At 72.3% G+C, this 22008-nt stretch carries 23 protein-coding genes and 1 tRNA gene; 8 read left to right on the forward strand and 16 right to left on the reverse strand.

The features are described from left to right. Positions 1-38: 38 nt before the first annotated feature. The 3 genes from FXF50_RS16065 to FXF50_RS16075 all read right to left on the reverse strand — a co-directional run bounded on the left by FXF50_RS16065 (position 39) and on the right by FXF50_RS16075 (position 2770). Positions 39-818, reverse strand: coding sequence for a hypothetical protein (locus FXF50_RS16065; RefSeq protein ID WP_148428602.1), 780 nt, complete (start codon positions 816-818; stop codon positions 39-41). Positions 819-1513: 695 nt separating this feature from the next. After that, the gene (locus FXF50_RS16070) at positions 1514-2167 is read right to left on the reverse strand and encodes a hypothetical protein (protein WP_148428604.1); all 654 of its coding nucleotides are present in this window, start codon (positions 2165-2167) and stop codon (positions 1514-1516) included. 219 nt (positions 2168-2386) lie between these two features. Beyond that, positions 2387-2770 (reverse strand): VOC family protein, encoded by a 384-nt coding sequence (locus tag FXF50_RS16075; protein WP_148428605.1) that lies wholly within the window; start codon positions 2768-2770, stop codon positions 2387-2389. Between the two features lie 162 nt (positions 2771-2932). Here FXF50_RS16075 and FXF50_RS16080 point away from each other — a divergent pair, with 162 nt between their 5' ends. Then, positions 2933-3670 carry a site-specific integrase gene (locus FXF50_RS16080; protein WP_148428607.1) on the forward strand — a complete coding sequence of 246 codons (738 nt, stop codon included), beginning with the start codon at positions 2933-2935 and terminating at the stop codon, positions 3668-3670. Positions 3671-3748: 78 nt separating this feature from the next. Here FXF50_RS16080 and FXF50_RS16085 read toward each other — a convergent pair. From FXF50_RS16085 to FXF50_RS16110, 6 genes are all read right to left on the reverse strand, one after another. After that, positions 3749-3823, reverse strand: a tRNA-Val gene (locus FXF50_RS16085). Positions 3824-3902: 79 nt separating this feature from the next. Next, the gene (locus tag FXF50_RS16090) at positions 3903-4370 is read right to left on the reverse strand and encodes a peroxiredoxin (protein WP_091269137.1); all 468 of its coding nucleotides are present in this window, start codon (positions 4368-4370) and stop codon (positions 3903-3905) included. Positions 4371-4449: 79 nt separating this feature from the next. Further along, the gene (locus FXF50_RS16095) at positions 4450-4887 is read right to left on the reverse strand and encodes a DUF3052 domain-containing protein (protein ID WP_091319704.1); all 438 of its coding nucleotides are present in this window, start codon (positions 4885-4887) and stop codon (positions 4450-4452) included. A 111-nt stretch (positions 4888-4998) separates the two neighbouring features. Then, positions 4999-7734: a thiamine pyrophosphate-dependent enzyme gene (locus FXF50_RS16100; protein WP_148428609.1), complete on the reverse strand. Its 2736-nt coding sequence runs from the start codon at positions 7732-7734 to the stop codon at positions 4999-5001. A 51-nt stretch (positions 7735-7785) separates the two neighbouring features. Continuing rightward, complete coding sequence (locus FXF50_RS16105) at positions 7786-8268, reverse strand: MarR family winged helix-turn-helix transcriptional regulator (RefSeq protein WP_148428611.1); 483 nt, start codon at positions 8266-8268, stop codon at positions 7786-7788. A 26-nt stretch (positions 8269-8294) separates the two neighbouring features. Then, positions 8295-8942: an MFS transporter gene (locus tag FXF50_RS16110; RefSeq protein ID WP_148428613.1), complete on the reverse strand. Its 648-nt coding sequence runs from the start codon at positions 8940-8942 to the stop codon at positions 8295-8297. Here FXF50_RS16110 and FXF50_RS29560 point away from each other — a divergent pair. Then, on the forward strand, positions 8925-9122 hold the full coding sequence (locus FXF50_RS29560) for a helix-turn-helix domain-containing protein (RefSeq protein ID WP_222866061.1): 198 nt from the start codon (positions 8925-8927) through the stop codon (positions 9120-9122). The genes FXF50_RS16110 and FXF50_RS29560 overlap by 18 nt on opposite strands. Before the next feature lie 13 nt (positions 9123-9135). Here FXF50_RS29560 and FXF50_RS16120 read toward each other — a convergent pair whose 3' ends face one another. Genes FXF50_RS16120 through FXF50_RS16130 form a run of 3 tightly spaced genes read right to left on the reverse strand, consistent with a single transcriptional unit; the run spans position 9136 to position 10286 of the window. Further along, a complete protein-coding gene (locus FXF50_RS16120; RefSeq protein WP_187399697.1) occupies positions 9136-9540 on the reverse strand; it encodes a secondary thiamine-phosphate synthase enzyme YjbQ in 405 nt (134 codons plus the stop codon). A 23-nt stretch (positions 9541-9563) separates the two neighbouring features. Then, positions 9564-9911 carry a hypothetical protein gene (locus tag FXF50_RS29565; RefSeq protein WP_222866066.1) on the reverse strand — a complete coding sequence of 116 codons (348 nt, stop codon included), beginning with the start codon at positions 9909-9911 and terminating at the stop codon, positions 9564-9566. 54 nt (positions 9912-9965) lie between these two features. Beyond that, positions 9966-10286, reverse strand: coding sequence for a hypothetical protein (locus FXF50_RS16130; protein ID WP_148428617.1), 321 nt, complete (start codon positions 10284-10286; stop codon positions 9966-9968). A 181-nt stretch (positions 10287-10467) separates the two neighbouring features. Between FXF50_RS16130 and aceE the strand changes: the two genes are divergently transcribed. Continuing rightward, a complete protein-coding gene (aceE, locus tag FXF50_RS16135; RefSeq protein ID WP_148428619.1) occupies positions 10468-13212 on the forward strand; it encodes a pyruvate dehydrogenase (acetyl-transferring), homodimeric type in 2745 nt (914 codons plus the stop codon). 66 nt (positions 13213-13278) lie between these two features. Here aceE and FXF50_RS16140 read toward each other — a convergent pair whose 3' ends face one another. Beyond that, the gene (locus tag FXF50_RS16140) at positions 13279-14088 is read right to left on the reverse strand and encodes an alpha/beta fold hydrolase (RefSeq protein WP_148428621.1); all 810 of its coding nucleotides are present in this window, start codon (positions 14086-14088) and stop codon (positions 13279-13281) included. Between the two features lie 74 nt (positions 14089-14162). On the opposite strand from FXF50_RS16140, the gene FXF50_RS16145 reads away from it, so the two are divergent. Next, complete coding sequence (locus FXF50_RS16145) at positions 14163-14690, forward strand: PadR family transcriptional regulator (RefSeq protein ID WP_148428623.1); 528 nt, start codon at positions 14163-14165, stop codon at positions 14688-14690. Between the two features lie 86 nt (positions 14691-14776). Here the strand turns inward: FXF50_RS16145 and FXF50_RS16150 are convergent, their stop codons facing one another. Continuing rightward, complete coding sequence (locus FXF50_RS16150) at positions 14777-15223, reverse strand: SRPBCC family protein (protein WP_091319671.1); 447 nt, start codon at positions 15221-15223, stop codon at positions 14777-14779. 186 nt (positions 15224-15409) lie between these two features. Between FXF50_RS16150 and FXF50_RS16155 the strand changes: the two genes are divergently transcribed. From FXF50_RS16155 to gltX, 3 genes are read left to right on the forward strand one after another with little or no spacing between them, the layout of a single operon-like run. Next, a complete protein-coding gene (locus tag FXF50_RS16155; protein ID WP_148428625.1) occupies positions 15410-16741 on the forward strand; it encodes a GH1 family beta-glucosidase in 1332 nt (443 codons plus the stop codon). Further along, complete coding sequence (locus tag FXF50_RS16160) at positions 16738-18015, forward strand: MFS transporter (RefSeq protein WP_148428627.1); 1278 nt, start codon at positions 16738-16740, stop codon at positions 18013-18015. Before FXF50_RS16155 ends, FXF50_RS16160 begins: the two co-directional genes overlap by 4 nt. Before the next feature lie 49 nt (positions 18016-18064). Then, a complete protein-coding gene (gene gltX / locus FXF50_RS16165; protein WP_148428629.1) occupies positions 18065-19474 on the forward strand; it encodes a glutamate--tRNA ligase in 1410 nt (469 codons plus the stop codon). A 57-nt stretch (positions 19475-19531) separates the two neighbouring features. On the opposite strand, the gene FXF50_RS16170 is transcribed toward gltX, so the two are convergent. Further along, positions 19532-20128: a copper resistance CopC family protein gene (locus FXF50_RS16170; protein WP_255510055.1), complete on the reverse strand. Its 597-nt coding sequence runs from the start codon at positions 20126-20128 to the stop codon at positions 19532-19534. Between the two features lie 243 nt (positions 20129-20371). Between FXF50_RS16170 and FXF50_RS16175 the strand changes: the two genes are divergently transcribed. Beyond that, positions 20372-21034: a hypothetical protein gene (locus FXF50_RS16175; protein ID WP_148428633.1), complete on the forward strand. Its 663-nt coding sequence runs from the start codon at positions 20372-20374 to the stop codon at positions 21032-21034. 11 nt (positions 21035-21045) lie between these two features. Here the strand turns inward: FXF50_RS16175 and FXF50_RS16180 are convergent, their stop codons facing one another. Then, complete coding sequence (locus FXF50_RS16180; protein ID WP_148428635.1) at positions 21046-21972, reverse strand: NADP-dependent oxidoreductase; 927 nt, start codon at positions 21970-21972, stop codon at positions 21046-21048. Positions 21973-22008 lie beyond the last annotated feature (36 nt).

The raw sequence follows: 22008 nt of genomic DNA on the forward strand, positions 1-22008 counted from the left end.
ATCGTGACCGCTGGCAACGGGCACGGCGGTGGCCCGCCTCAGTTACCCGCCGATTGGCCGTGTGCCGCTGGGGGCCGCTTCTCGACGGTGTGTGGCTTTTGCTCCGGCGCCTCCCTCTGACCGACATTGAGGAGGGGGGTCGAATTGGCAGGGCGGCGGACAGGCTCCATCCCCACGGAGACTATATATAGAACGCCTGCAGTAACGATGACTGCAGAAATCGCAAGTGACACGGCGGAGACTACGACCGGGATTTCTGGACGCCGAAAGAGGACAGTATAGGCATAAACCTGGAACAAGACGGGCACGGCGAGGCCGAGCGCGAGTTCTAGGAGTTGTAGAACCCGTCTTGACTTGTAGGCCAGTGGATGCTCACCCCCGTCTAGGTGACTGAGGCTTGGACTTGCAACCAGGGAACCTTGCCAAGGCATTAGCACTTCATCAAGGTCAGACTCATACCAGCGTGGCACATATTTTCTGGTTATTTCGTGGTATATTTGCATGTATTCGCCGTATGCGCGGATGACTAATAATGCTCGCAGAAAAAGGAATGATATGGCGACCGGGATTACAATCAAGAAGAACGAGAAGTCTTGAACCTTGACCCCCACAATCTCGGCTTCCGATAGCCGCGCGCTGGACAGCAGCACGAATAGTGCGGCCAGGGCCATAGCTCTGGCAATGGCAGCAGAAGTTGCCTTGCCGTGCCCGCGCGCTAACTCCAAGAGCTGAGACAGATAGAATCTGACGTCCTCTCTATCGACGGCATCACCCCCGAGGAAATGGTCTACACGTTCCCGAATTGAGACGTCCTTCATCCGGGTCCTCCGTCCACAACTTCCTACGATATGGCGAGTCCCTGAGGCGACACTACGTTCACCGAACCTGGGCGAGCCGTCTGTCAGCGAGACCAGGACGCGTAAGTACTCGCTCCACCAGGGTCGTAGAACCTGTCAAGGGCGGCTTGACGCGCAAGGCGGCGATGAGGCCGTGGTGGGGTTGCGGCGCGTGCACCCCGGGCAGGCCCCTGGCCTGCCGGCAACGCCGGCCCGAGGGGTCGCAGAGGCTCCAGGGTCAAGGGCGGCCCGCAGGGCCGTCGCGCAGCGACGCGAAGCGCCCTTGACCTTGGAGGGGCGGCCCCGCACACTCCGCGCCGCATCCCCACCACGGCCGGCGGTGACTCGCCCTACGGCGCGGCGGTGCGAGGCCGCCGCGCCCCGACCGGGTGCCGGCCCACCACATAGGTCAACGGCCTGTCGTTCTGCGGCGGCCCACCGGGCTCCCGGCTCTCCGCGCCAGCCGCCGGGCATCAGGCGTGACGGTCGCAGAGCGACAGCGGCAGCGGCCGGCGCGCGCCCAGGCGGCGGCGCGTGCGGCCCGTCAAGGGCCGCCTTGAAGACGTACAGAAACTTTGAACAACCCCGCCGGCAGCCGGCCTGTCGTGTCCCGGGTGATGCTTTACACCGGCGTCCCACCAGATGCTTGAGATGACCGGGGCTGGGGCAGCCGGGAGTCAGCTCGGCAGGTTGACCTCGGTAATGCGAGTGCGCAGCTGCTCCTCGGCCGTATCCAACGCCGTCCAGAGGTCGAACCACGCCCGGCTGCGGGCTCGATCGGCCCGGTCGAGACCGACGACTGCGATGCTGTAGACGCCCCACAGGATGTCGTAGCGCCCGGACGGGGAGTCGACCCCGATCCCAAATGATGCGGCTAGCGCGGCACGGGTGACGATCAGACTCTCCGGGTCATCCGGGGCTTGGCGCCCAGCGGTCAGAAACCGCGGCTCGTCGGTGATCTTCATCCATCGCACGGTCGCGCCCGGCACCTGCTGATCGACGATCTCAGCGACCGATTCTCGGACCGCGGTGGCCGGATCGTCGCCGAGCCAGTGGAGGAAGTGATCAGTGCTAACAAGCTTGGTGAAGTCGTCCTGGGGAGGCCCGTACCTCGGGTTGGGTTGGAACTCACCGGTGAGCTGACCGGTGGCGTCGACCTTCCACACGCCTCGAATGGCTTCGGCCGGGATGTACCCGTTCGGATCACTGATCAACGTTTGGTCGATCTCGGCGACTGAACCTCCCGGCTGCCGTGCTGCCTCCTTGACCAGCGCGGCTGGTGGGATCGACTTCCGCTCGGGCTCGTCACCGGGGGCTGTGGGGCTAGTCATGATTGCCAACCTGCCTGTTGCGCCAAATAGTCACCCGCAACCTAGATCATCGGTCAAGCATCTGCTGGGACGGATTCGTCAAGCCTCAGGTGGGTCTCGACACGCGGCAGCCGGCCTGTCCTCCGTCGGCTGACGTGCGACACACGTCCGCCAGGTGACCTGCGACATGCGCGAGTGGCAGCAGATCTGGATACCCAATCGCGGGCAGTGGCCGTGGCGTCAAGCGACGCAAAACTCGTTGCCCTCGGGGTCCTGCATGACGACGTGACCGAGCACGTCGCCGTACCACTCCTCCCGGATTACCGTCGCGCCGGCGGCTACCAACGCGGGGACCTTCTGCTGGATCAGTCGGGCCCGCTCGACCATGTCCCCGGGACCTGGACCGGCCACCCGAAGATCGATGTGCATGCGGTTCTTGCTGGACTTGCCCTCGGGCACCTTCAGGAAGCTGATGGCGGGGCCTCGGCCGTCCGGGTCGACGATGGAGGCGTTGTCGGGCTCGTCGAAGCCAGGTTCCTTGACATAGCCGAGGGCGAGCGCCCAGAAGGCAGCGATCCGCTGCGGATCGTCGGCATCGCATCCCAAGGTCCAAAGAGTCGCCATGACGCCAAGGTACGGGGGCCCGCGACTGGCTGTCATCGGCTAGATCCCCCGGGTCCGGAGGCTCACCGGTCTGCCCTAGCCCCGTCGCTGTGTCGCCCTGTCGCGCCGCAGGATGTCCGGAAGCTGCTGACTGCGAAGCGGCAGGCAGGGCTGTCGGTGCGAATGGTCCAGTACATCCACGCGGTGTTGCGCAACGCCCTGCAGAACGCCGTTCGGGAGGAGCTCGTCGCCCGCAACGTCGCCAGACTGGTCCAGGTCGAGACGCCCGACTACGAAGTCGGCCAGGGCCTAACCATTCTCCAGGCCCAACGGCTCTTGGAGACAGTCAGGCCAACCCGCTGGTACTCGCTCTACGTCCTGGCCCTCATGCTGGGCCTTCGACGCGGTGAGCTGCTTGGCCTGCGCTGGTCGGACGTCGACCTCGATAGAAAGACACTCACCGTCAGACAGAACCTGGTGAGAGCCAGCGGTGAGCTGCGGGTCCAGGCACCCAAGACTCGCCGCTCCCGGCGGACACTCCCGCTGCCACCGCCCGTCGTTGCCGCGCTCCGGAGGCAGCAAGAAGTACAGGCGCGGAAGCGGTCTGCCGCCGGTTCGTCGTGGGCGAGAAACGATCTCGTCTTTACTACCTCGCTCGGTACGCCGATCGAGCCGCGGAACCTGACCCGGCACTTCTATAGCGTTCGCGATCGGGCGGGGCTGCCGGGCATCCGGTTTCACGATCTTCGGCACACGTGCCTGACGCTTCTGCTCAGCCTCGGGACGCCGCCCCACATCGCCCAAGCCATCGCGGGTCACTCACACGTGGATGTCACGATGATGATCTACGCACACAGCGGGATGGCCGAACAGACGGAGGCCCTGCGAAAGCTGGGTGAGGCGTTCAACCCCAGCGACTGATGTCAGGCTTGGATGTAAGGCACTCCGCCCGCCCCGGCAAGTTGTGCAGGTGCGGGCGGATTTTGCCTGGTCAGGTGATGGTGGGCGCGGCAGGTTTCGAACCTGCGACCCCTCGCTTGTAAGGCGAGTGCTCTCCCACTGAGCTACGCGCCCGGAACGCCCGTACGGCGGGCCGGAGCGGCAAGCTTACCTGCCGGCCTCCGACCCGGTCGAACGACGTGCCCGGGTGGGATCAGGCGGCGACGGCCTCGGCCAGGGCCTTGCGCCAGCCCTGCTGGTCCCGGGCCTCACCGGGCATGTTCATCTCGGCGAACCGGACCACGCCGGCCTTGTCGATGACGAAGGTGCCGCGGTTGGCGATGCCCGCGACGTCGTTGAAGACGCCGTACGCCTGGGCCACCGCGCCGTGCGGCCAGAAGTCGGCCAGCAGCGGGAACTGGTAGCCCTCCCGGTCGGCCCAGATCTTGTGGGCGTACACCGAGTCGACGCTGACGGTCAGCACCTGGACGTCGTCGTTGACGTACTCGTTGAGGTTGTCCCGCACCTCGCACAGCTCGCCCTGGCAGATGCCGGTGAAGGCGAGCGGGTAGAAGACCAGCAGCACGGTGCGCCGGCCGCGGAAGTCGGCGAGCCGGACCTCCTGGTTGTTCTGGTCCTTGAGCACGAAGTCCGGCGCCTCGGCGCCAACCTCGATGGGCATGCGAGCTCCTTGGATCGGGTCTGGAGATGATCAGCCTGCCACACCCGGCGACGCCGGCCGCCGGGGTGCGGGCCGGGCCCTACTTCTTGCCCTTGGACCCGCGGCGGAGCACGAGGCGGGCGCCGCTCCAGTCGCGGCCCGCGTTGATGGTGGAGGTCTGCTGGAGGCCGGCGGTCTGCGCGCTCTCCGCGACCTCGCTGGGCTCGACGTGACCGTCGCGGCCGGCCTTGGGGGTCAGGAGCCAGACCACGCCGTTGTCGGCCAGCGGTCCGAGGGCGTCGACGAGGAGCTCGAAGAGGTCGCCGTCGCCGTCGCGGTACCAGACGAGAACCGAGTCGACCACCTCGTCGGTGTCCTCGTCGACCAGCTCTCCACAGCGGTCGGTCAGGGCGTCCCGGAGATCCTGGTCGACGTCGTCGTCGTAGCCCATCTCCATGACGACCATCCCCGGCTCGATCCCGAACCGGTCCGCCAGGCTGCGTACCCCGTCGGCGGCCTGACCAGCGGTCGCGCTCACTGTCGCGTGCCTCCTCATCTCATCCCTGCTCGTGGCGTCGTCCGACGCCGTCGGGCCCAGTCCACACAGTTGTGGCTCGCCGCGCAAGTGGCGCACCGGGTGGAACGGAATTTACCGTGCCAGCAGCGTACGGGCACCCTGGGTGATGGCTTCCTCGGAGACCAGAACCTGACGCGCTGCCGGACCTAATGGTACAAACGAGTCAAGTCCGGCCACCCGGCGCGCCGTGCCCACGTACCCGCCGTCGACCAGCGCGGCGATCACCCCCTCACCCACCCCGCCGGAGCGGCGGGTCTCGTCGACGACCAGCACCCGGCCGGTGGCCGAGGCCTCCCGGATGATGTCCGCCACGGGCAGCGGGGCCAGCCACCGCAGGTCCACCACCCGGCTGCCGATCCCCTCGTCGGCCAGCGTGGCGGCCGCGCGCAGCGACATCCGAACGCCGTTGCCGAAGGTGATGATCGTGAGGTCCTCGGCGGAGCCGACCCCGTACACCCGGGCGCGGCCGATCGGCACGTGGCGGGCGGCCCAGGCGCCGGGCTCGGCGTACCCGGCGAGCCACTCGCCGTCGCCGTCGGTGTAGAGGTCCCGGGTGTGGTAGAGCGCGATCGGCTCCAGGAAGACGCTGACCGCGCCGTCCACCTGGGCGGCGGCCAGGCAGGTACGCAGCATCGGCGCGGCGTCGTCCGGGCGGGCCGGCACCGCGATGACCAGCCCCGGCACGTCGCGGAGCACGGCCACCGAGTTGTCGTTGTGGAAGTGCCCGCCGAACCCCTCCTGGTACGCCAGCCCGGCCACCCGGACCACCATGGGATTGCGGAACGCCCCCCGCGAGAAGAACCGCATGGTCGCGGCCTCGCCCCGGACCTGGTCCTCGGCGTTGTGCAGGTACGCCAGGTACTGGATCTCCGGCACCGGCAGCATCCCGGCCACGCCCGCGCCCAGCGCGAGCCCGAGGATCGAGGTCTCGTCCAGCAGCGTGTCGAAGACCCGTGCCGCCCCGAACCTGTCCCGCAGGCCCTTGGTCACCCCGTACACCCCGCCCTTGGCGGCCACGTCCTCGCCGAAGACGGCCATCCCGGCGTGGTCGAGCATCCCGTCGGCCAACGCCGCGTTGATGCTCTGCGCCAGCGTGAGCGGCCCGGCCAGTTCCGGCAGCTTGCCGCCGAACGCCTCCGCACGGGCACCGGCGGCCGGGCCCGCCGCCCGCGTCCCCGCGTCGGCGACCGCCCGGGAGATGCGGACCGGCCGGCGCGGGGCCAGTTCGGCCACCACGTCGACCGGGGAGGCCAGCTTCGGCTCGTCCAGCACCTCCTCGGCGAGCCGGCGGATCTGCCAGCCGCGCTCGTCGTACCGGGCCAGCAGTTCCTCGCCGGTGGCGTAGCCGGCTTCGACCAGCCGCCGGGCCGTGGCCAGCAGGGGGTCCCGCGCCACGTCCGCGGCGATCTCGGCCGGGCTCCGGTACGCGGTCTCCGCGTCCGCGCCGGCGTGGCCCATCAGCCGCACGGTGCGGAGGTGCAGCACGGCCGGCCGCCGGTGCCGGCGTACCCAGGCCGCCGCCTCCCCCGCCACCCGGTACGCCTCGGCCACGTCCGTGCCGTCGGCGGCGAAGTAGCGGATTCCCGGCTTCGCCCGCAGGGTCGCGGCCACCCAGCCCTGCGGTGACCGCACGCTGATGCCCAGCCCGTTGTCCTCGCAGACGAAGAGGACCGGGATGCGCAGCCCGGTGTGGTCGTACCAGCCGGCGGTGTTGAACGCCGCCGTGGCGGTGGCGTGGTTGACCGAGGCGTCGCCGAACGAGCAGACCACGATGGCGTCCGGCGGCCAGGGCGCCGCGTCGCCGTCGGCCCGCCGGCCGTTACGGCGCAGCCGTTCCAGGGCGAGGCCCATGCCGACCGCCCGGGGCAGGTGCGACGCGATGGTGGAGGTGGTCGGGATGACGGCGAGGTCGGCCCGGCCGAAGACCTTGTGCCGGCCCCCGGCGATCGGCTCCTCCGCGGAGGCCACCATCCCGCGCAACACGTCGCGCGCCGCGGCCGCGTAGGCGTCGTCGGGGTCGGGCAACGGCAGTTCGGGTACGCCGGCCGTCGCCGACCCGGCGGCGTCCACGGCCACACCGACGCCGGCCGGCAGGCTCGCCGCCTCGGCCTCGGCACCGGCCTGGACAGAGCCGCCCGGCACCCCGCCGTCGTCGACCGGCGGTCGTCCCGTCGACGTCGCGCCGCCGGACCCGATCTCCACGTCCGCACCCGGCCCGGCATCGGATGGGCCCGCGCCGGGGTCGGACGGATCAGCACTGGGCTCGGCCCGGGGAACGCCGGGGGCGGACGGATCAGCGTCGGGGTTGTCGGCCCGGGTCTCGGTGACCGCCTCGGGGTCCGGCACACCGGCGTCGAGGGCGCGCTCCGCCTCCGCGCCGTCGTCGCCGGGGGTGCGCGGGTCGGGGATCAGGGCGGCCGGACCGGCGTCGTCCGGGGCCTCCGGGCCGGCCGGGAAGGCGCCCGCCGCCTGGGCGGCGCGCAGGCAGTAGAAGGCCCCGGAGCGGTAGTGCAGCAGGGCGGGATCGGTCGGCCGCAGCGCGGCGGCCACCGCGGCGTTGCCCTCGTGGCCGGCGGAGCCGATCGTGTAGTACCCCTCGCCGAAGCTGCGCAGCCAACGCCCGGCGAGGTCGAGCAGCCGGCTGGTCAGCTGGGCGTCGAACAGGGCCAGCGCCTGCGCCCCGGTCAGCGGCGCGCCACCGGGCAGCGGTTCACCGAGGTCGCGCCGCTGAGCGGGGGCGCCGAGCGCGGTGAGGGCCGCCCGGAACCGGTCGTCGAGATCTTGCGGGGTGCTCACGTCGGACAGCATTACCGACCGGAGCCCACCTCGCCCAGTCGGACACGTTCCGCCCGGCCGGGTTCAGGACTCCCCGCACTGCTCCGGGCAACCGCCGTCGGAGACCTTCCAGACCAGCTCGCGCAGGGTGGCCAGCTCTTCGGTGGTGAGCCCGCCGAGCAGTCGGGAGTCGGACATCACCAGCCGGACCCGTTCCCGGACCCGCCGGCCCTCCGCCGTCACCACCAGCGTCTTCTGCCGCCGGTCGGCCGGATCGACCCGCCGTTCCACCAGCCCGGCCTGCTCCAGCTTGTCGACCAGCGCCGTGACGTTGGAGCGGTCGCAGCGCAACTGCTCGGCGAGGTCGCGGGCCGGCAGCGGGCGGTCGGGGTCCAGCTCGTGCAGGGCGCGGGCGGCCGCCGGGGTGAGGCCCAGGGCGGCGATCTCCTCGTCCTGGTAGTGCCGCATGGCCGAGGCGATGTGCATGATCCGGCGCGCCGCGTCCCCGGCCAGGCCGGAGCGGTCGCCCGCGTCGGAGCCGGCGGTGGGGACGGTGGACTGCGCCATGTCTCCCATGCTACGTGCGGCCCTGGTCACGGCGGCGACCCGACGACCTCGGGACCGCTCGGGACCGGTCGGGTGTCGGGCGCCGGGCGGGTGGCCCGCCGGGCCGCGACGGCGCCGGCCAGCAGCAGGCCGGCGGTCAGCAGCGCCGGGGGCAGGGTGAGCGCCGGGCCGTGCCGGCCGGCCGCGCCCAGGGCGAGGTGCAGGCCGCCGACCAGGGTCACCCCCAGCACGGCGGCGAGCAGGGTGCCGGTGGAGACGGCCGCGGAGAGCGCGGCGGCGGCACCGGCCGGCACGACGGCGGTGAGGCGGGTGACCAGCGGGCTGAACGCCGCCGCGTGCGCCGCCCCGCCGGCCACCAGCAGCACATTGCCCGCCGGCCACGGCCAGCCCGCCGCGGCGAGCCCGGCCAGCGCCACCACGACCGCCGCCAGCACCGGCGGGCCGGCGACCGGCAGCACCGCCCGGGCCCGCTCCGGCAGCCGTGCCACCACCAGGCCGCACAGGGCGAAACCCGAGGCGTACGGGAGGAAGGCCGGTCCCGCCGCCAGCGCCGTGAAGCCCAGCCCGTCCTGGAGCCGCAGGGTGAGCACGAACAGGAAGCCGGCGTAGCAGCCCATCACCACGCAGCAGGCGAGCAGCGCGGCCGGCACCCCGGGGTGGCGCAGCACCGCCACGTCCAGCAGCGGGGCCGCGTCGCGGCGGGCGCGCCGGGCCTCGTACCCGAGGAAGCGGGCGCGGAGAGCCTGGCGGGCCTCGCCGCCGAGCTGGGCTTCGCCGACCAGGCCCACCTGACCCGCACGGTCCGGGCCCAGCTGGGCGACACCCCGGGCCGGCTGCGCCGGCTGCTGGGCTGAGCCGGCGCGACGTTCAGCCGGGCAGGAAGGAGAAGCGGACCTGCCGGCTCGGGTTGTCGCCGTTGGTGTCGACCAGGCAGATCGACTGCCAGGTGCCGAGCTGGATCCGCCCGCCGAGCACCGGCAGGGTGGCGTACGGGGGGACGAAGGCCGGCAGCACGTGGTCCCGGCCGTGCCCGGGCGAGCCGTGCCGGTGCCGCCAGCGGTCGTCGGCGGGGAGCAGGTCGTCGAGCGCCCGCAGCAGGTCGTCGTCCGAGCCGGAGCCGGTCTCGATGATCGCCAGCCCGGCGGTGGCGTGTGGCACGAAGACGTGCAGCAGGCCGTCCCCCTGCCCGGCGACGAACCGCTCGGCCTCGCTGGTGATGTCCCGGACGGTCGGCCGCGACCCGGTCTGGACGGTGATCACCTCACTACGCATAGGGCGCATTCTGCCGCAACCGCTCAGAAACCGCCCCCGCCGCCGCCACAGTCCCCACCCCCGCCGCCGGCCTCGCCACCCGTCGGCCCGCAATCGGACGACGAGCCCGAGCCGGACCAGCCGATGTCCTGCGAGGGGTTGGGCACGTGCGGGACGACGCCGGCCGCGACGACCCGCCGGCGACCGGCGCGGTCCCGGCGCAGGTCACGCAGGAACCCCAGCCCGGCGAGGACCAGCAGCACGCCCAGGGCGGCGGTCCCCAGCCACGTCGGCACGGCATCGAGCCACCGGTCGCCGGCGCGGACGCCGAAGACGACGGCCAGCACCAGGAAGGCCACGCCGGCGGCCATCGCCGCCCATCCCGCAAGCACCGATCGACGCCACACAATGGCAGGCTAGCCCCGGTCCACCAGGATCGCCTCCGCTCAGGAACCGCCGCCGCCGGAGTCCCCGCCGCCGTACGACGGCATCTGGTTGTCGCCGGTCTCCGGGCCGGGTGGGGTGTACGGGAACGGGACGCCGGAGTCCTCGTCCGCCCGGTAGCCGGGCGGGAACCGCCGCCGGTCGCGGACGAGGCCCACGCCGGCGATCACCAGCAGCACACCGCCCCCGACGCCGAACACCGGCTCCGGACCCCATTCCGGGGTGCGGGCGATCTCGCGGACCAGGAGCACGACGCAGACCGCCACGATCAGCACGCCGACGGCCACCAGCGCGCCGCCCACCAGAACCGGTCGTCGCCGCATGGCGGCACGGTAGCCGACCCGGCCCGGCCGGCGCCGGTCCCGCGCCGCCGGGAACACGCAAAGTTACTGGTGAGTACCTGTGTTCAGCGTCGCGTCTGGGGGAGGGAGACGTGACGACGAGCGCCACCAGGGGGCAGGATGGCGCTAGAGACCTATCCCACACAGAACCGAGGGAACGCCTGTGGCTACGGAACGCAAGCGCCCGGTGATCACCGCTGGTCTGCCGAGCCAGCTTCCGGACATCGACCCTGACGAAACCAGCGAATGGGTCGAGTCGCTTGACGGTGTCATCGACGAGCGCGGAACCAAGCGCGCCCGCTACGTCATGCTGCGCCTGCTGGAGCGGGCCCGCGAGCGCCAGGTCGGGGTGCCATCCCTGACCACCACCGACTACATCAACACCATCACGCCGGAGCGCGAGCCCTGGTTCCCGGGTGACGAGCACATCGAGCGGCGGCTCCGGGCCTACATCCGGTGGAACGCCGCCATGCTGGTGCACCGGGCGCAGCGGCCCGAGATCGGCGTGGGCGGCCACATCTCCACCTTCGCCAGCTCGGCGTCCCTCTACGAGGTGGGCTTCAACCACTTCTTCCGGGGCAAGGACCACCCCGGCGGCGGCGACCACATCTTCTACCAGGGCCACGCCTCCCCCGGCATGTACGCGCGGGCGTTCCTGGAGGGGCGGCTCAGCGCCGACCAGCTCGACGGCTTCCGGCAGGAGCTGTCGCACCCGGGCGGCGGCCTCCCGTCGTACCCGCACCCGCGGCTCATGCCGGACTTCTGGGAGTTCCCGACCGTGTCGATGGGCCTCGGGCCGATCAACGCGGTCTACCAGGCGCGGTTCAACCGCTACCTGCACCACCGCGGCATCAAGGACACCTCCCAGCAGCACGTCTGGGCGTTCCTCGGCGACGGCGAGATGGACGAGGTGGAGTCGCTCGGCGCGATCGGCGTGGCCGCCCGCGAGGAGCTGGACAACCTCACCTTCGTGATCAACTGCAACCTGCAGCGGCTGGACGGCCCGGTGCGGGGCAACGGCAAGGTCATGCAGGAGCTGGAGGCGTTCTTCCGGGGCGCCGGCTGGAACGTCATCAAGGTGGTCTGGGGCCGGGAGTGGGACCCGCTGCTCGCGGCGGACACCGACGGCGCCCTGGTCAACCTCATGAACACCACGCCCGACGGTGACTACCAGACCTACAAGGCGGAGTCCGGGGCGTACGTGCGGGAGCACTTCTTCGGGCGCGACCCGCGCACCCGCAAGATGGTCGAGCACCTGAGCGACGACGAGATCTGGAACCTCAAGCGGGGTGGCCACGACTACCGGAAGCTCTACGCGGCCTACAAGGCGGCCATGGAGCACACCGGCCAGCCGACGGTGATCCTGGCCAAGACCATCAAGGGTTGGACGCTGGGCTCGCACTTCGAGGCCCGCAACGCCACCCACCAGATGAAGAAGCTGACGCTGGAGGACCTGAAGCTCTTCCGCGACCGGCTCTACCTGGACATCCCGGACAAGCAGCTGGAGGAGAACCCCTACCTCCCGCCGTACTACCGCCCGGACGAGAAGTCCGACGAGATGGAGTACCTGCACGAGCGGCGCAAGCAGCTCGGCGGTTACCTGCCGTCCCGGCGCACCGAGCACAAGACGCTGCAGATCCCGGGCCCGGAGCGGTTCGCCGACGTCAAGCGCGGCTCGGGCAAGCAGAAGGTCGCCACCACCATGGCCTTCGTCCGCCTGCTCAAGGACGTGATGAAGGACAAGGAGTTCGGCAAGCGCTGGGTGCCGATCATCCCGGACGAGGCCCGCACCTTCGGCATGGACTCGCTCTTCCCGACGGCGAAGATCTACTCGCCGCACGGCCAGCGGTACACCTCGGTGGACCGGGAGCTGTTCCTGTCCTACAAGGAGGCCACCACGGGCCAGATCCTGCACGAGGGCATCAACGAGGCCGGCTCGGTCGCGTCGTTCACCGCGGCCGGCAGCTCGTACGCCACGCACGACGAGCCGATGATCCCGATGTACATCTTCTACTCGATGTTCGGGTTCCAGCGGACCGCCGACGGGCTGTGGGCGGCGGCCGACCAGATGGCGCGGGGCTTCCTGCTCGGCGCGACCGCCGGCCGGACCACGCTCAACGGTGAGGGCCTCCAGCACGAGGACGGCCACTCGCTGCTGATCGCCGCCACGAACCCGGCGGTGGTCGCCTACGACCCGGCGTTCGCGTTCGAGATCGCGCACATCATGGAGAACGGCCTGCACCGGATGTACGGCGAGGGGCAGGAGAACATCTTCTACTACCTCACCGTCTACAACGAGCCGATCTTCCAGCCGGCCGAGCCGCAGGGCGTGGACGTCGAGGGCATCCTCAAGGGCATCTACCGCTACTCGCCGGCGCCGCAGGTCGACGGGGACGCGCCGAAGGCGAACATCCTGGCCTCCGGCACCGGCATGCAGTGGGCCCTCAAGGCCCAGCAGCTGCTCGCCGAGGACTGGGGCGTGGCCGCCGACGTCTGGTCGGTGACCTCCTGGTCCGAGCTGCGCCGGGACGCGGTGGAGTGCGAGGAGCACAACCTGCTCAACCCGGGCGGCGAGCAGCGGGTGCCGTACGTCCAGCGGAAGCTGGCCGACGCCGACGGGCCGAAGGTCGCGGTCAGCGACTGGATGCGCGCGGTGCCGGACCTGATCGCCCGCTGGGTGCCCGGCGACTACACCTCGCTCGGCACCGACGGCTTCGGCATGTCGGACACCCGGCACGCCCTGCGCCGCCACTTCCACGTGGACGCCGAGTCGGTGGCCGTCGCGACGCTGCGCCAGCTCGCCCTGCGCGGCGCGGTGCCGGCCCACGTGCCGGCCGAGGCCGCCAAGAAGTACGCCCTGGACGACGTCAACGCCGCTCCGGTCGGGGAGACCGGCGGCGACAGCTGACCCGTCCGGTACGACAGGGGCCCGGCGCTTCGCGCGCCGGGCCCCTTCGCCGTCTTCTGCCGGCGCTCACGCCGACGCGCGGGCCGGGGTCAGGGCGGTGACGAAGGGCTCGACGGCGGCGCGCCAGCCGGCCGGGTTGTCGTAGTGCAGAACGTGCCCGGCGTCGGGGACCAGCGCGAACCGGCCGTCGGGCAGCAGCGCGGCCATCTCCCGCTGGCGGTCGACCGGCTGGTCGCTCTCCGCCCCGGCCACCACGAGCGCCGGGCACCGGACCGCGCCGAGTTCCGGCCGGTGGTCGCGGCCCGCCCAGTGCGCCAGGGAGGCCAGCACGTGCGCGGGGCGGGCCAGCGGGCGCCAGCCGTCCGGGCCGCCGGCCATCACCTCCACGAAGGACTCCCCCTCGGTGCGCCGAGCGTGGCCGAAGTAGTCACGCACATCGGCCAGGGTGGGGAAGGGCACCGGCCAGTCGGCCAGCCACCGGCGCCAGCGGTCGATCAGGTCGGGCGGGGTCACCGGGTTCATGTCGGCGATCACCACGCCGCGGACCAGGTCCGGCCGGGCGCCGGCGAGCTGCCAGGCGGTGAGGCCGCCCATCGAGTGGCCGACCACCAGGGCCGGGCCGAGGCCGAGCGCCTCGATCACCGCGATGGCGTCGCCGACGTACGCCGCGCGGTCGTACGGGCCGTCGGGCTTGTCGCTGTGGCCGTGGCCGCGGGCGTCGTAGCCCACCACCCGGCCGTGGCGGGTGAGCCAGCGGGCGGTGGCCGTCCAGTTGGCGGCCCGGCCGGTGAGGCCGTGCAGCAGCAGGATGCCGGGGCCGTCGCCCCCGAAGTCGACCACGTTGAGCCCGGTCCCGCCGTGTCCCGTGACGCGCATGCGATTCTCCTGTACCTCGAAACGAGGTACACCGTATCGAGGTATCCGGGCGGCGGGCAAGGCAGAATGCGGGGGTGCTGGAGTTGGCGATCCTGGGGTTCCTCGGCGAGGAACCGCTGCACGGGTACGAGCTGAAGAGCCGCATCACGCGCCTCGCCGGGTACGCCCGGCCGGTGAGCGACGGCAGCCTCTACCCGGCGATCAACCGGTTGGAGCGGGCCGGGCTGGTCGACCGGCAGCGGGAGCCCGGCGCGGCGGCGGCGCCGCGGCACACCCTCTCGCTCACCGCCGCGGGGCGGGAGGAGTTGCGGCGGCGGCTGCGCGATCCGGCGGAGTTGGACGTCACCGACCAGAACCGCTTCTTCACCCTGCTCGCGTTCCTGGGCCAGCTCGCCGACCCGGCCGCGCAGGCGGCGGTGCTCGAACGCCGGCTGGCCTTCCTCGACCAGCCGGCGAGCTTCTTCGCCACCGGCGACCGGCCGCAGCGGGCCGCCGAGCAGGCCGATCCGTTCCGGCGCGGGATGCTGGTGATGGCCAGGGAGATCAGCCGGGCCGAGCGGTCCTGGCTCCGGGAGACCATCGCCGAACTGCGGGCGGGCTGAGCGCCGCGCGGAGGCGACGATGGTCCGGCGTCCCTGGCGGGGACGCCGGACCATCGTCGTCGCGGGTGGCGCCGGGACAGGCTCGGTCAGCCGACGGCGGCCAGGTCGGTGAGCCGGGCCAGCGAGTCCTCCAGATCGGCGCCGACCCGGCGCAGGCCGAGCCGGAGCAGAGCGGCCTTGACGGGCCCGGCGGGCCACCGCACGACGATGAGCCGCACGACCGTCCCGCCCTCCTCCTCGTCCGGGGTCAGCTGTACGTAGATCTCGGTGCGCGCCTCGGCCCGGGCCCCGGCGCCCCTGGCCCGTTCGCGCCACCCGATCAGGGTCGGTTCCTGGTAGGCGATGACCTCGGCCTCGTGTGCCGCGCCGCGCCCGGCCTGGACCAGTTGTCGCCGCCCGAAGCCCTCCCCGGAGAGGACCTCGGCCGCGCGGACACCCGCCAGCCAGGCCGGCAACTGCTCGGCTCGCTGCACGACGTCCCAGACCGCTTCCACCGGCGCCACCACGTGCGCACTGCGTTCCACGAGGATCATGTCTATCTTTCCCCCACTTAAAACACATCCGCGATATTCGGCACTCTATGTGTAAATCGGACTTAAGTGGACGGCTTCGGAAAAGACACGCCGAAAACCCTTGCCTACCTGCGGTTTCGGGCCTATGGCGCGGCGGCCGCCCGGGCCCTAGAGTCGCGAGCACGCTTCGCGTTTCTGGGAGGGCGAATGACGAGCGCGCCGATGCCCGAGTTCCCCGCCGGCTTCCGGTGGGGGGTGTCCACCTCCGCCTACCAGATCGAGGGGGCGGTCACCGCCGACGGCCGCGGGCCGTCCATCTGGGACACCTTCGCCCACTCCCCCGGCCGGATCGTGGACGGCAGCACCGGCGACGAGGCGTGCGACCACTACCACCGCTACGCCGAGGACGTCGGGCTGCTGGCGGGGCTCGGGGTGTCCGCGTACCGGTTCTCCATCGCCTGGCCCCGCGTGCAACCCACCGGCGCGGGGCCGGCCAACCCGGCCGGGCTGGACTTCTACGACCGGCTGGTGGACGCCCTGCTCGCCGCCGGCGTGGACCCGGTCGCCACCCTCTTCCACTGGGACCTGCCGCAGGCCCTGGAGGACGCCGGCGGCTGGCTGAACCGGGACACCGCCGACCGCTTCGCCGAGTACGCCGACCTGGTCGCCGCCCGCCTCGGCGACCGGGTGAAGCTCTGGATCACCCTCAACGAACCGTTCGTCCACATGAGCCTCGGGCACGGGATGGGCGTGCACGCCCCCGGCCGGATGCTGCTCTTCGACGCCTTCCCGGTGGCCCACCACCAGCTCCTCGGGCACGGCCTCGCGGTCTCCGCGCTGCGCGCCCGCGGCACCGCGCCGGTGGCCATCGCCAACAACTACTCCCCGGTGCGGCTGGCCGGGGAGACCGACGCCGACCGGGCCGCCGGGGCGGCGTACGACGCGCTGCACAACCGGCTCTTCACCGACCCGCTGCTCGGGCGCGGCTACCCGGAGGAGGCGGGCTTCGAGCCGGGCGTGATCCGCGCCGGCGACCTCGACGTGATCGCCGCGCCCATCGACGTGCTCGGGGTGAACTACTACAACCCGACCGGCATCCGGGCGCCCGCCGAGGAGGACTCGCCGCTGCCGTTCGAGATCGTGCCGCTGGACGGCTACCCGCGTACCGCCTTCGACTGGCCGGTGGCCCCGGACGGGCTGCGCGAGCTGCTGCTCCAACTCCACAACCGGTACGGCGACGCGCTGCCGACCATCCAGATCACCGAGAGCGGCTGCGCGTACGAGGACGAGCCGGACGCCGACGGCAGGGTGCCCGACCCGGACCGGATCGCGTACCTGGACGGGCACCTGCGGGCGGTGCGCGAGGCGATGGCCGCCGGGGTGCCGGTGACCGGGTACTTCGTCTGGTCGCTGCTGGACAACTGGGAGTGGGCCGAGGGCTTCACCAAGCGGTTCGGCCTCGTGCACGTCGACTACGCCACCCAGCGGCGCACCCCGAAGTCCTCGTACGCCTGGTTCCGGGACCTGGTCCGGCGATGACCACCGTCAACCCCACGCCGGCCTCGCTGCCGGCGGCGCTCGCCGAGCCGACCGTGCCGGTACGCCGGAACTGGATCGCGCTGATCTTCGCGGCCAACCTGGGCGTCTGGATGGCCTTCTTCACCCCGATCCAGGTGCTGCTGCCGCAGCAGGTGGAACGCATCGCGCCGGGCGACAAGGAGGCCATGCTGGCGGTGGTCACCGGCCTCGGCGCGCTCGCCGCGGTGCTGGCCAACCCCCTCGCGGGCGCGTTGTCGGACCGTACCTCGCTGCGGCTGGCCAACCGGCACTTCGGCCGCCGGCACGTCTGGACCGCGTGCGGGGCGGTGGTCGGCGCGTTCGCCCTCGTGGTCCTGGCCCGGCAGGACAGCATCGCCGGGGTGGCGGTCGCGTGGGTCGCCGCCCAGGTCTGCTTCAACGCCATGCTGGCCAGCCTCACCGCCGCCATCCCGGACCGGGTGCCGGTGGCGCAGCGCGGCGGCGTCTCCGGCTGGGTGGGCATCCCGCAGGCGCTCGGCCTGGTGGTCGGCGCGGTGCTGGTCACCGCCGTGGTCACCGGCAACGCCGCCGGCTACGCCGCCATCGCGCTCGCGGTGGTGCTGCTGTCGCTGCCGTTCGCGCTGCTCACCCAGGACGACCCGCTGCCCCGGGAGCACCGGTCGCCGCTGCGGGCGCGGTCGCTGCTCGCCTCGATGTGGATCAGCCCGCGCCGGCACCCCGACTTCGCCTGGGCGTGGTTCACCCGCTTCCTGGTGCAGACCGGCAATGCGCTGGGCACGCTCTACCTGCTCTACTTCCTCACCGACGGGGTGCGGGTGGCCGACCCCGAGGGCGCCCTGCTGGTGCTGATCCTGCTCTACACGCTCGGCATGATGCTCACCGCCGTGGTGGCCGGACGCCTCTCCGACCGCTCGGGCCGGCGCAAGGTCTTCGTTATCGTCTCCGGGCTGATCATGGCGGTGGCGGCGGTGCTGCTCGCCGTGGCCCCGACCTGGCCCATGGCGATCGTCGCCGCGCTGCTGCTCGGCGCCGGCTACGGGGTCTACCTGGCCGTGGACGCCGCGCTCATCACCCAGGTGCTGCCCGCCGCCACCGACCGCGCCAAGGACCTCGGCGTGATCAACATCGCCAACTCGGCGCCGCAGGTGCTCGGCCCGGCGCTCTCCGCCCCGATCGTGGTCCACCTGGGCGGCTACCCCACCCTGTACGCGGTCACCGCGGCGGTCACCCTGGTCGGCAGCGTCCTCGTCCTGAAGATCAGGGCGGTGCCCTGAACCAGCCCCCTGCCGGAATGCGGTCGCGGGCCGCCGTAGGCTGGGGGACGTGACGGTACGTGTACGCTTCGCCCCCTCCCCGACCGGAATGTTCCACGTCGGCGGCGCCCGCTCGGCCCTGCAGAACTGGATCTACGCCAAGCAGCAGGGCGGGGTGTTCGTGCTCCGCATCGAGGACACCGACGCGGCCCGCAACAAGCCCGAATGGACCGAGGGCATCCTCTCCGCGCTGGACTGGATCGGCATCGCCCGGGGCAGCTACGAGGGCCCGTACTTCCAGTCCTCGTACGCGGGTGAGCACCGGGCCGCCGCCCAGCGGCTCTACGAGGGCGGCCGCGCGTACTACTGCGACTGCACCCGCGAGGACGTGCAGGCACGCACCGGCTCCCAGTACCAGGGCTACGACGGTTACCACCGCGACAAGGGCCTCGGCCCCGGCGAGGGCCGGGCACTGCGGTTCCGCACCCCAGACGAGGGCGAGACCGTGGTGGTCGACCTCATCCGCGGCGAGCCGACCTTCGAGAACAAGCTGATCGAGGACTTCGTCATCGCCCGCGGCGACGGCTCGCCCGTCTTCCTGCTGGCCAACGTCGTCGACGACATGACCATGGGGATCACCCACGTGATCCGGGCCGAGGAGCACCTGCCCAACACGCCCAAGCAGCAACTGCTCTGGGACGCGCTCGGGGTCAAGCCGCCGATCTGGGCGCACGTGCCCGTGGTGGTCAACGAGAAGCGGCAGAAGCTGTCCAAGCGGCGGGACAAGGTCGCCCTGGAGGCGTACCGCGACGAGGGCTACCTCGCCGAGGCGATGCGCAACTACCTCATGCTGCTCGGCTGGGCGCCCTCCGGCGACCGGGAGATCGTGCCCTGGTCGGTCATCGAGGAGGAGTTCCGGCTGGAGGAGGTGAACCTCTCCCCCGCGTTCTTCGACGAGAAGAAGCTGCGCGCGTTCAACGGCGACTACATCCGGGCGCTGCCGGTCGAGGAGTTCCTCGCCGCCTGCCAGCCCTGGCTGACCGGCACCGACACGATCGCCCCGCCGCCCTGGCAGCCGGCCGAGTTCGACGCCGCCGCGTTCGCCGCCGTGGCGCCGCTCGCGCAGACCCGGATCGCGGTGCTCAGCGAGATCGTGCCGAACGTCGACTTCCTCTTCCTGGCCGACCCGCTCATCGACGAGGGGGCCTGGGCCAAGGCCATGAAGGAGGGCGCGGCCGACCTGCTGGACGCGGCGATCGCCGCGTTCGAGGCGCTGGAGTCCTGGGACGCCGAGTCGCTGAAGTCCACGCTGGAGGCGGTCGGCGCGGAGCGCGGCCTGAAGCTGGGCAAGGCGCAGGCCCCGGTCCGGGTCGCGGTCACCGGCCGCACCGTCGGGCTGCCGCTGTTCGAGTCGCTGGAGGTGCTCGGCCGCGACCGCACCCTGACCCGGCTGCGGGCCGCCCGGGTGCGCCTGTTCTGACCCCGCATCGGAAGGGGCCCGCCGGTCGTCCGGCGGGCCCCTTTCGCGTACGCGGAGTCAGCCGCGGGCGGACCGACGGCGCAGCAGCAGGCCCGCGCCCAGCGCGACGAGCACCACGGCGGCGCCCACGGCCCACAGCCACCCCGTACCCCCGTCGTCGTCCGCCTCGTCCGCCGCGGGCGTCGGGCTCGCCGCCGAGGTCGCCGGCGCGGCCGTGGGCGTGCCCGGCGCGGCGCTGGTCGGGGCGGCGGTGGTCGGGGCAGCGGTGGTCGACGGCGGGGCGGCGGCCGTGCCGGTGGTCAGGGTGAAGCGGACCTCCCCGCTGACCGGGTGGCCGTCGGCCGAGCCGATCCGGTACGCCACGATGTAGAGGCCCGCCGCGCCCGGGGTGAACGGCACGCTCACCCGGTTGCCGGCGAAGGTCGGCGCGCCGCCCGCGGCGGGCACGTTGTCCGGCCCGGTGACTGTGATCTTCGTCGTGGCGGGCGCCGGCGAGGCGAGGAACCGGAGCTCGATCCGCTTCGGCGCGGTCGCCACCCGCGCCCCGTTCGTCGGATCGCTGCCGGTCAGCGAGTTGTGCGCGGCCGCCGGCGTGGCCGGCAGCAGCACCGGCACCCCGGCCGCCAACCCGAGCACCAACACACCACGCGCCACGCGGGCGACGCTGCCCCCCATGAACCCCTCCATCCGGGTACGATCCGGCCGCCGATCATCGGCCGCTCTGTTGGTCGGTCGCAGATCGCAAATAGTTCCAAATACTCTCCCAGCAGCTGCAACCCAGCGACATCCTGCGGAGTCTTTGAAGGTGGACGCCGGCCCGCGCCCGGCGGCCACCGTCGGCCGATCCAGCGCGATCTGCAGCGGAAGCCACCCATCGAACGGGGCGAGGAGGCGGCGATGGTCCGTAAGGTGAAGCGGCTGCTGGCCGCCGTGGCCGGGGTGGTGGTGGCGACCGCGTGCTCGCTGGCCCTCGCCGGCACCACCGCGGCGCAGGCAGCGCCCAAGCCCAAACTCGCACCGGCCGGTGTGGACATCACCGGCCACCGGCTCGACCAGCCGCTGCAACTGCGCGCCGACACCCGGCCCGCCGAGGTGAACATGGTCGTCGACCAGATCAAGTGGCTGGGCGCCAGCGGCCAGCAGCGCGGCCCGGCGGCCAAGGACCTCGGCCCCAAGTACACCGTCGTGGTGCTCTACGCGGGCTCGCCGACGAAGACCTACGACCTCTACCCGCTCGCCAAGGGCGGCCCCCGGGTCTACCGGCCGGCCAAACAGCCCGACCTGAGCAGGACCCGGGCCGGCTGGTTCTTCGGCCGGCTCAACATGTCCGAGACGCTGCGCACCGTCGGAGTGCCGCTGGATCGGCAGTTCGACACGATCAGCGGCGGCATCGGCGGCGGCGAGCGGGTCATCCCGGAGGAAGCCCTCGACCCGGTGCAGGACATCGACGAGGCGCTCGGCGAACTCCAGCGGCTGCTGCTGCTCAACGTCGGGGTGATCGTCGTCATCACCGCCGGGCTCGCCGGCATCGCGCTGCTGGTGCGCCGCCGCACCCACTGAGCCCTCCCGGCTCAGACCTCCAGCACCACCTTGCCCCGGACGTGTCCCGCCGCCACCAGGCGCTGCGCCTCGGCCGCCTCGGCCAGCGGGAACGTCCGGGCCACGTGCACGGTGAGCCGGTCGGCGTCGACCAGCCCGGCCAGCACGCTCAGGTCGGCCGTCGACGGCTTCACGAAGACGTAGCTGCCGCCGAGCCGGGTGACGTGCTCCGGGTCGGCCGTCGAGACGAGCCGCGCCGGCCGGGCGAGCAGTTCGGCGGAGACGTCCAGCGCGTCGCCGCCGAACAGGTCCAGCGCCACGTCCACCCCGTCGGGCGCGACGGCGCGGACCCGGTCCAGCAGGCCGTCGCCGTAGCTGACCGGCTCCGCCCCCAGCGACCGGACGAAGTCGTGGTTGGCCTCGCTCGCCGTGCCGATCACCCGGCCGGCGCCGAGCGCCCGGGCCAGCTGCACCGCCAGGTGCCCCACCCCGCCCGACGCGCCGTGCACCAGCACCGTGTCGCCCGCGCCGGTGCGGGCCAGCTGCAACGCCTGGTAGGCGGTGAGCCCGGCCAGCGGCAGCCCGCCCGCCTCGGCCCAGGACGCCTGCACCGGCTTGTCCGCCAGGCACCGTTCCGGGGCCGGGACCAGCTCCGCGTACGTGCCGTGCTGCACGTCGTCGCGCCGGACGTAGCCGATCACCTCGTCACCGACGGCGAACCCGGCCACCGCCGGCCCGACCGCCTCGACCACCCCGGCGGCGTCCCAGCCGGGCACCAGCGGGAAGTGGCTCGGCATCAGGGCGGCCAGGTGCCCCTCGCGGATCTTCCCGTCGACCGGGTTCACCCCGGCGGTCCGCACCCGGACCAGGACCGTGTCCGGCCCCACCGGCGGGCTGGGCAACTCGCGCAGGGTGAGTTGGTCGGCCCCGCCGTACGCGTCGATCGCGATCGCCTTCACCCGGCCCACGCTAGTCGCCGGACGGCGACCGCGGGG

It is taken from the genome of Micromonospora sp. AP08, from assembly GCF_008085935.1.
Classification (GTDB): domain Bacteria; phylum Actinomycetota; class Actinomycetes; order Mycobacteriales; family Micromonosporaceae; genus Micromonospora; species Micromonospora chersina.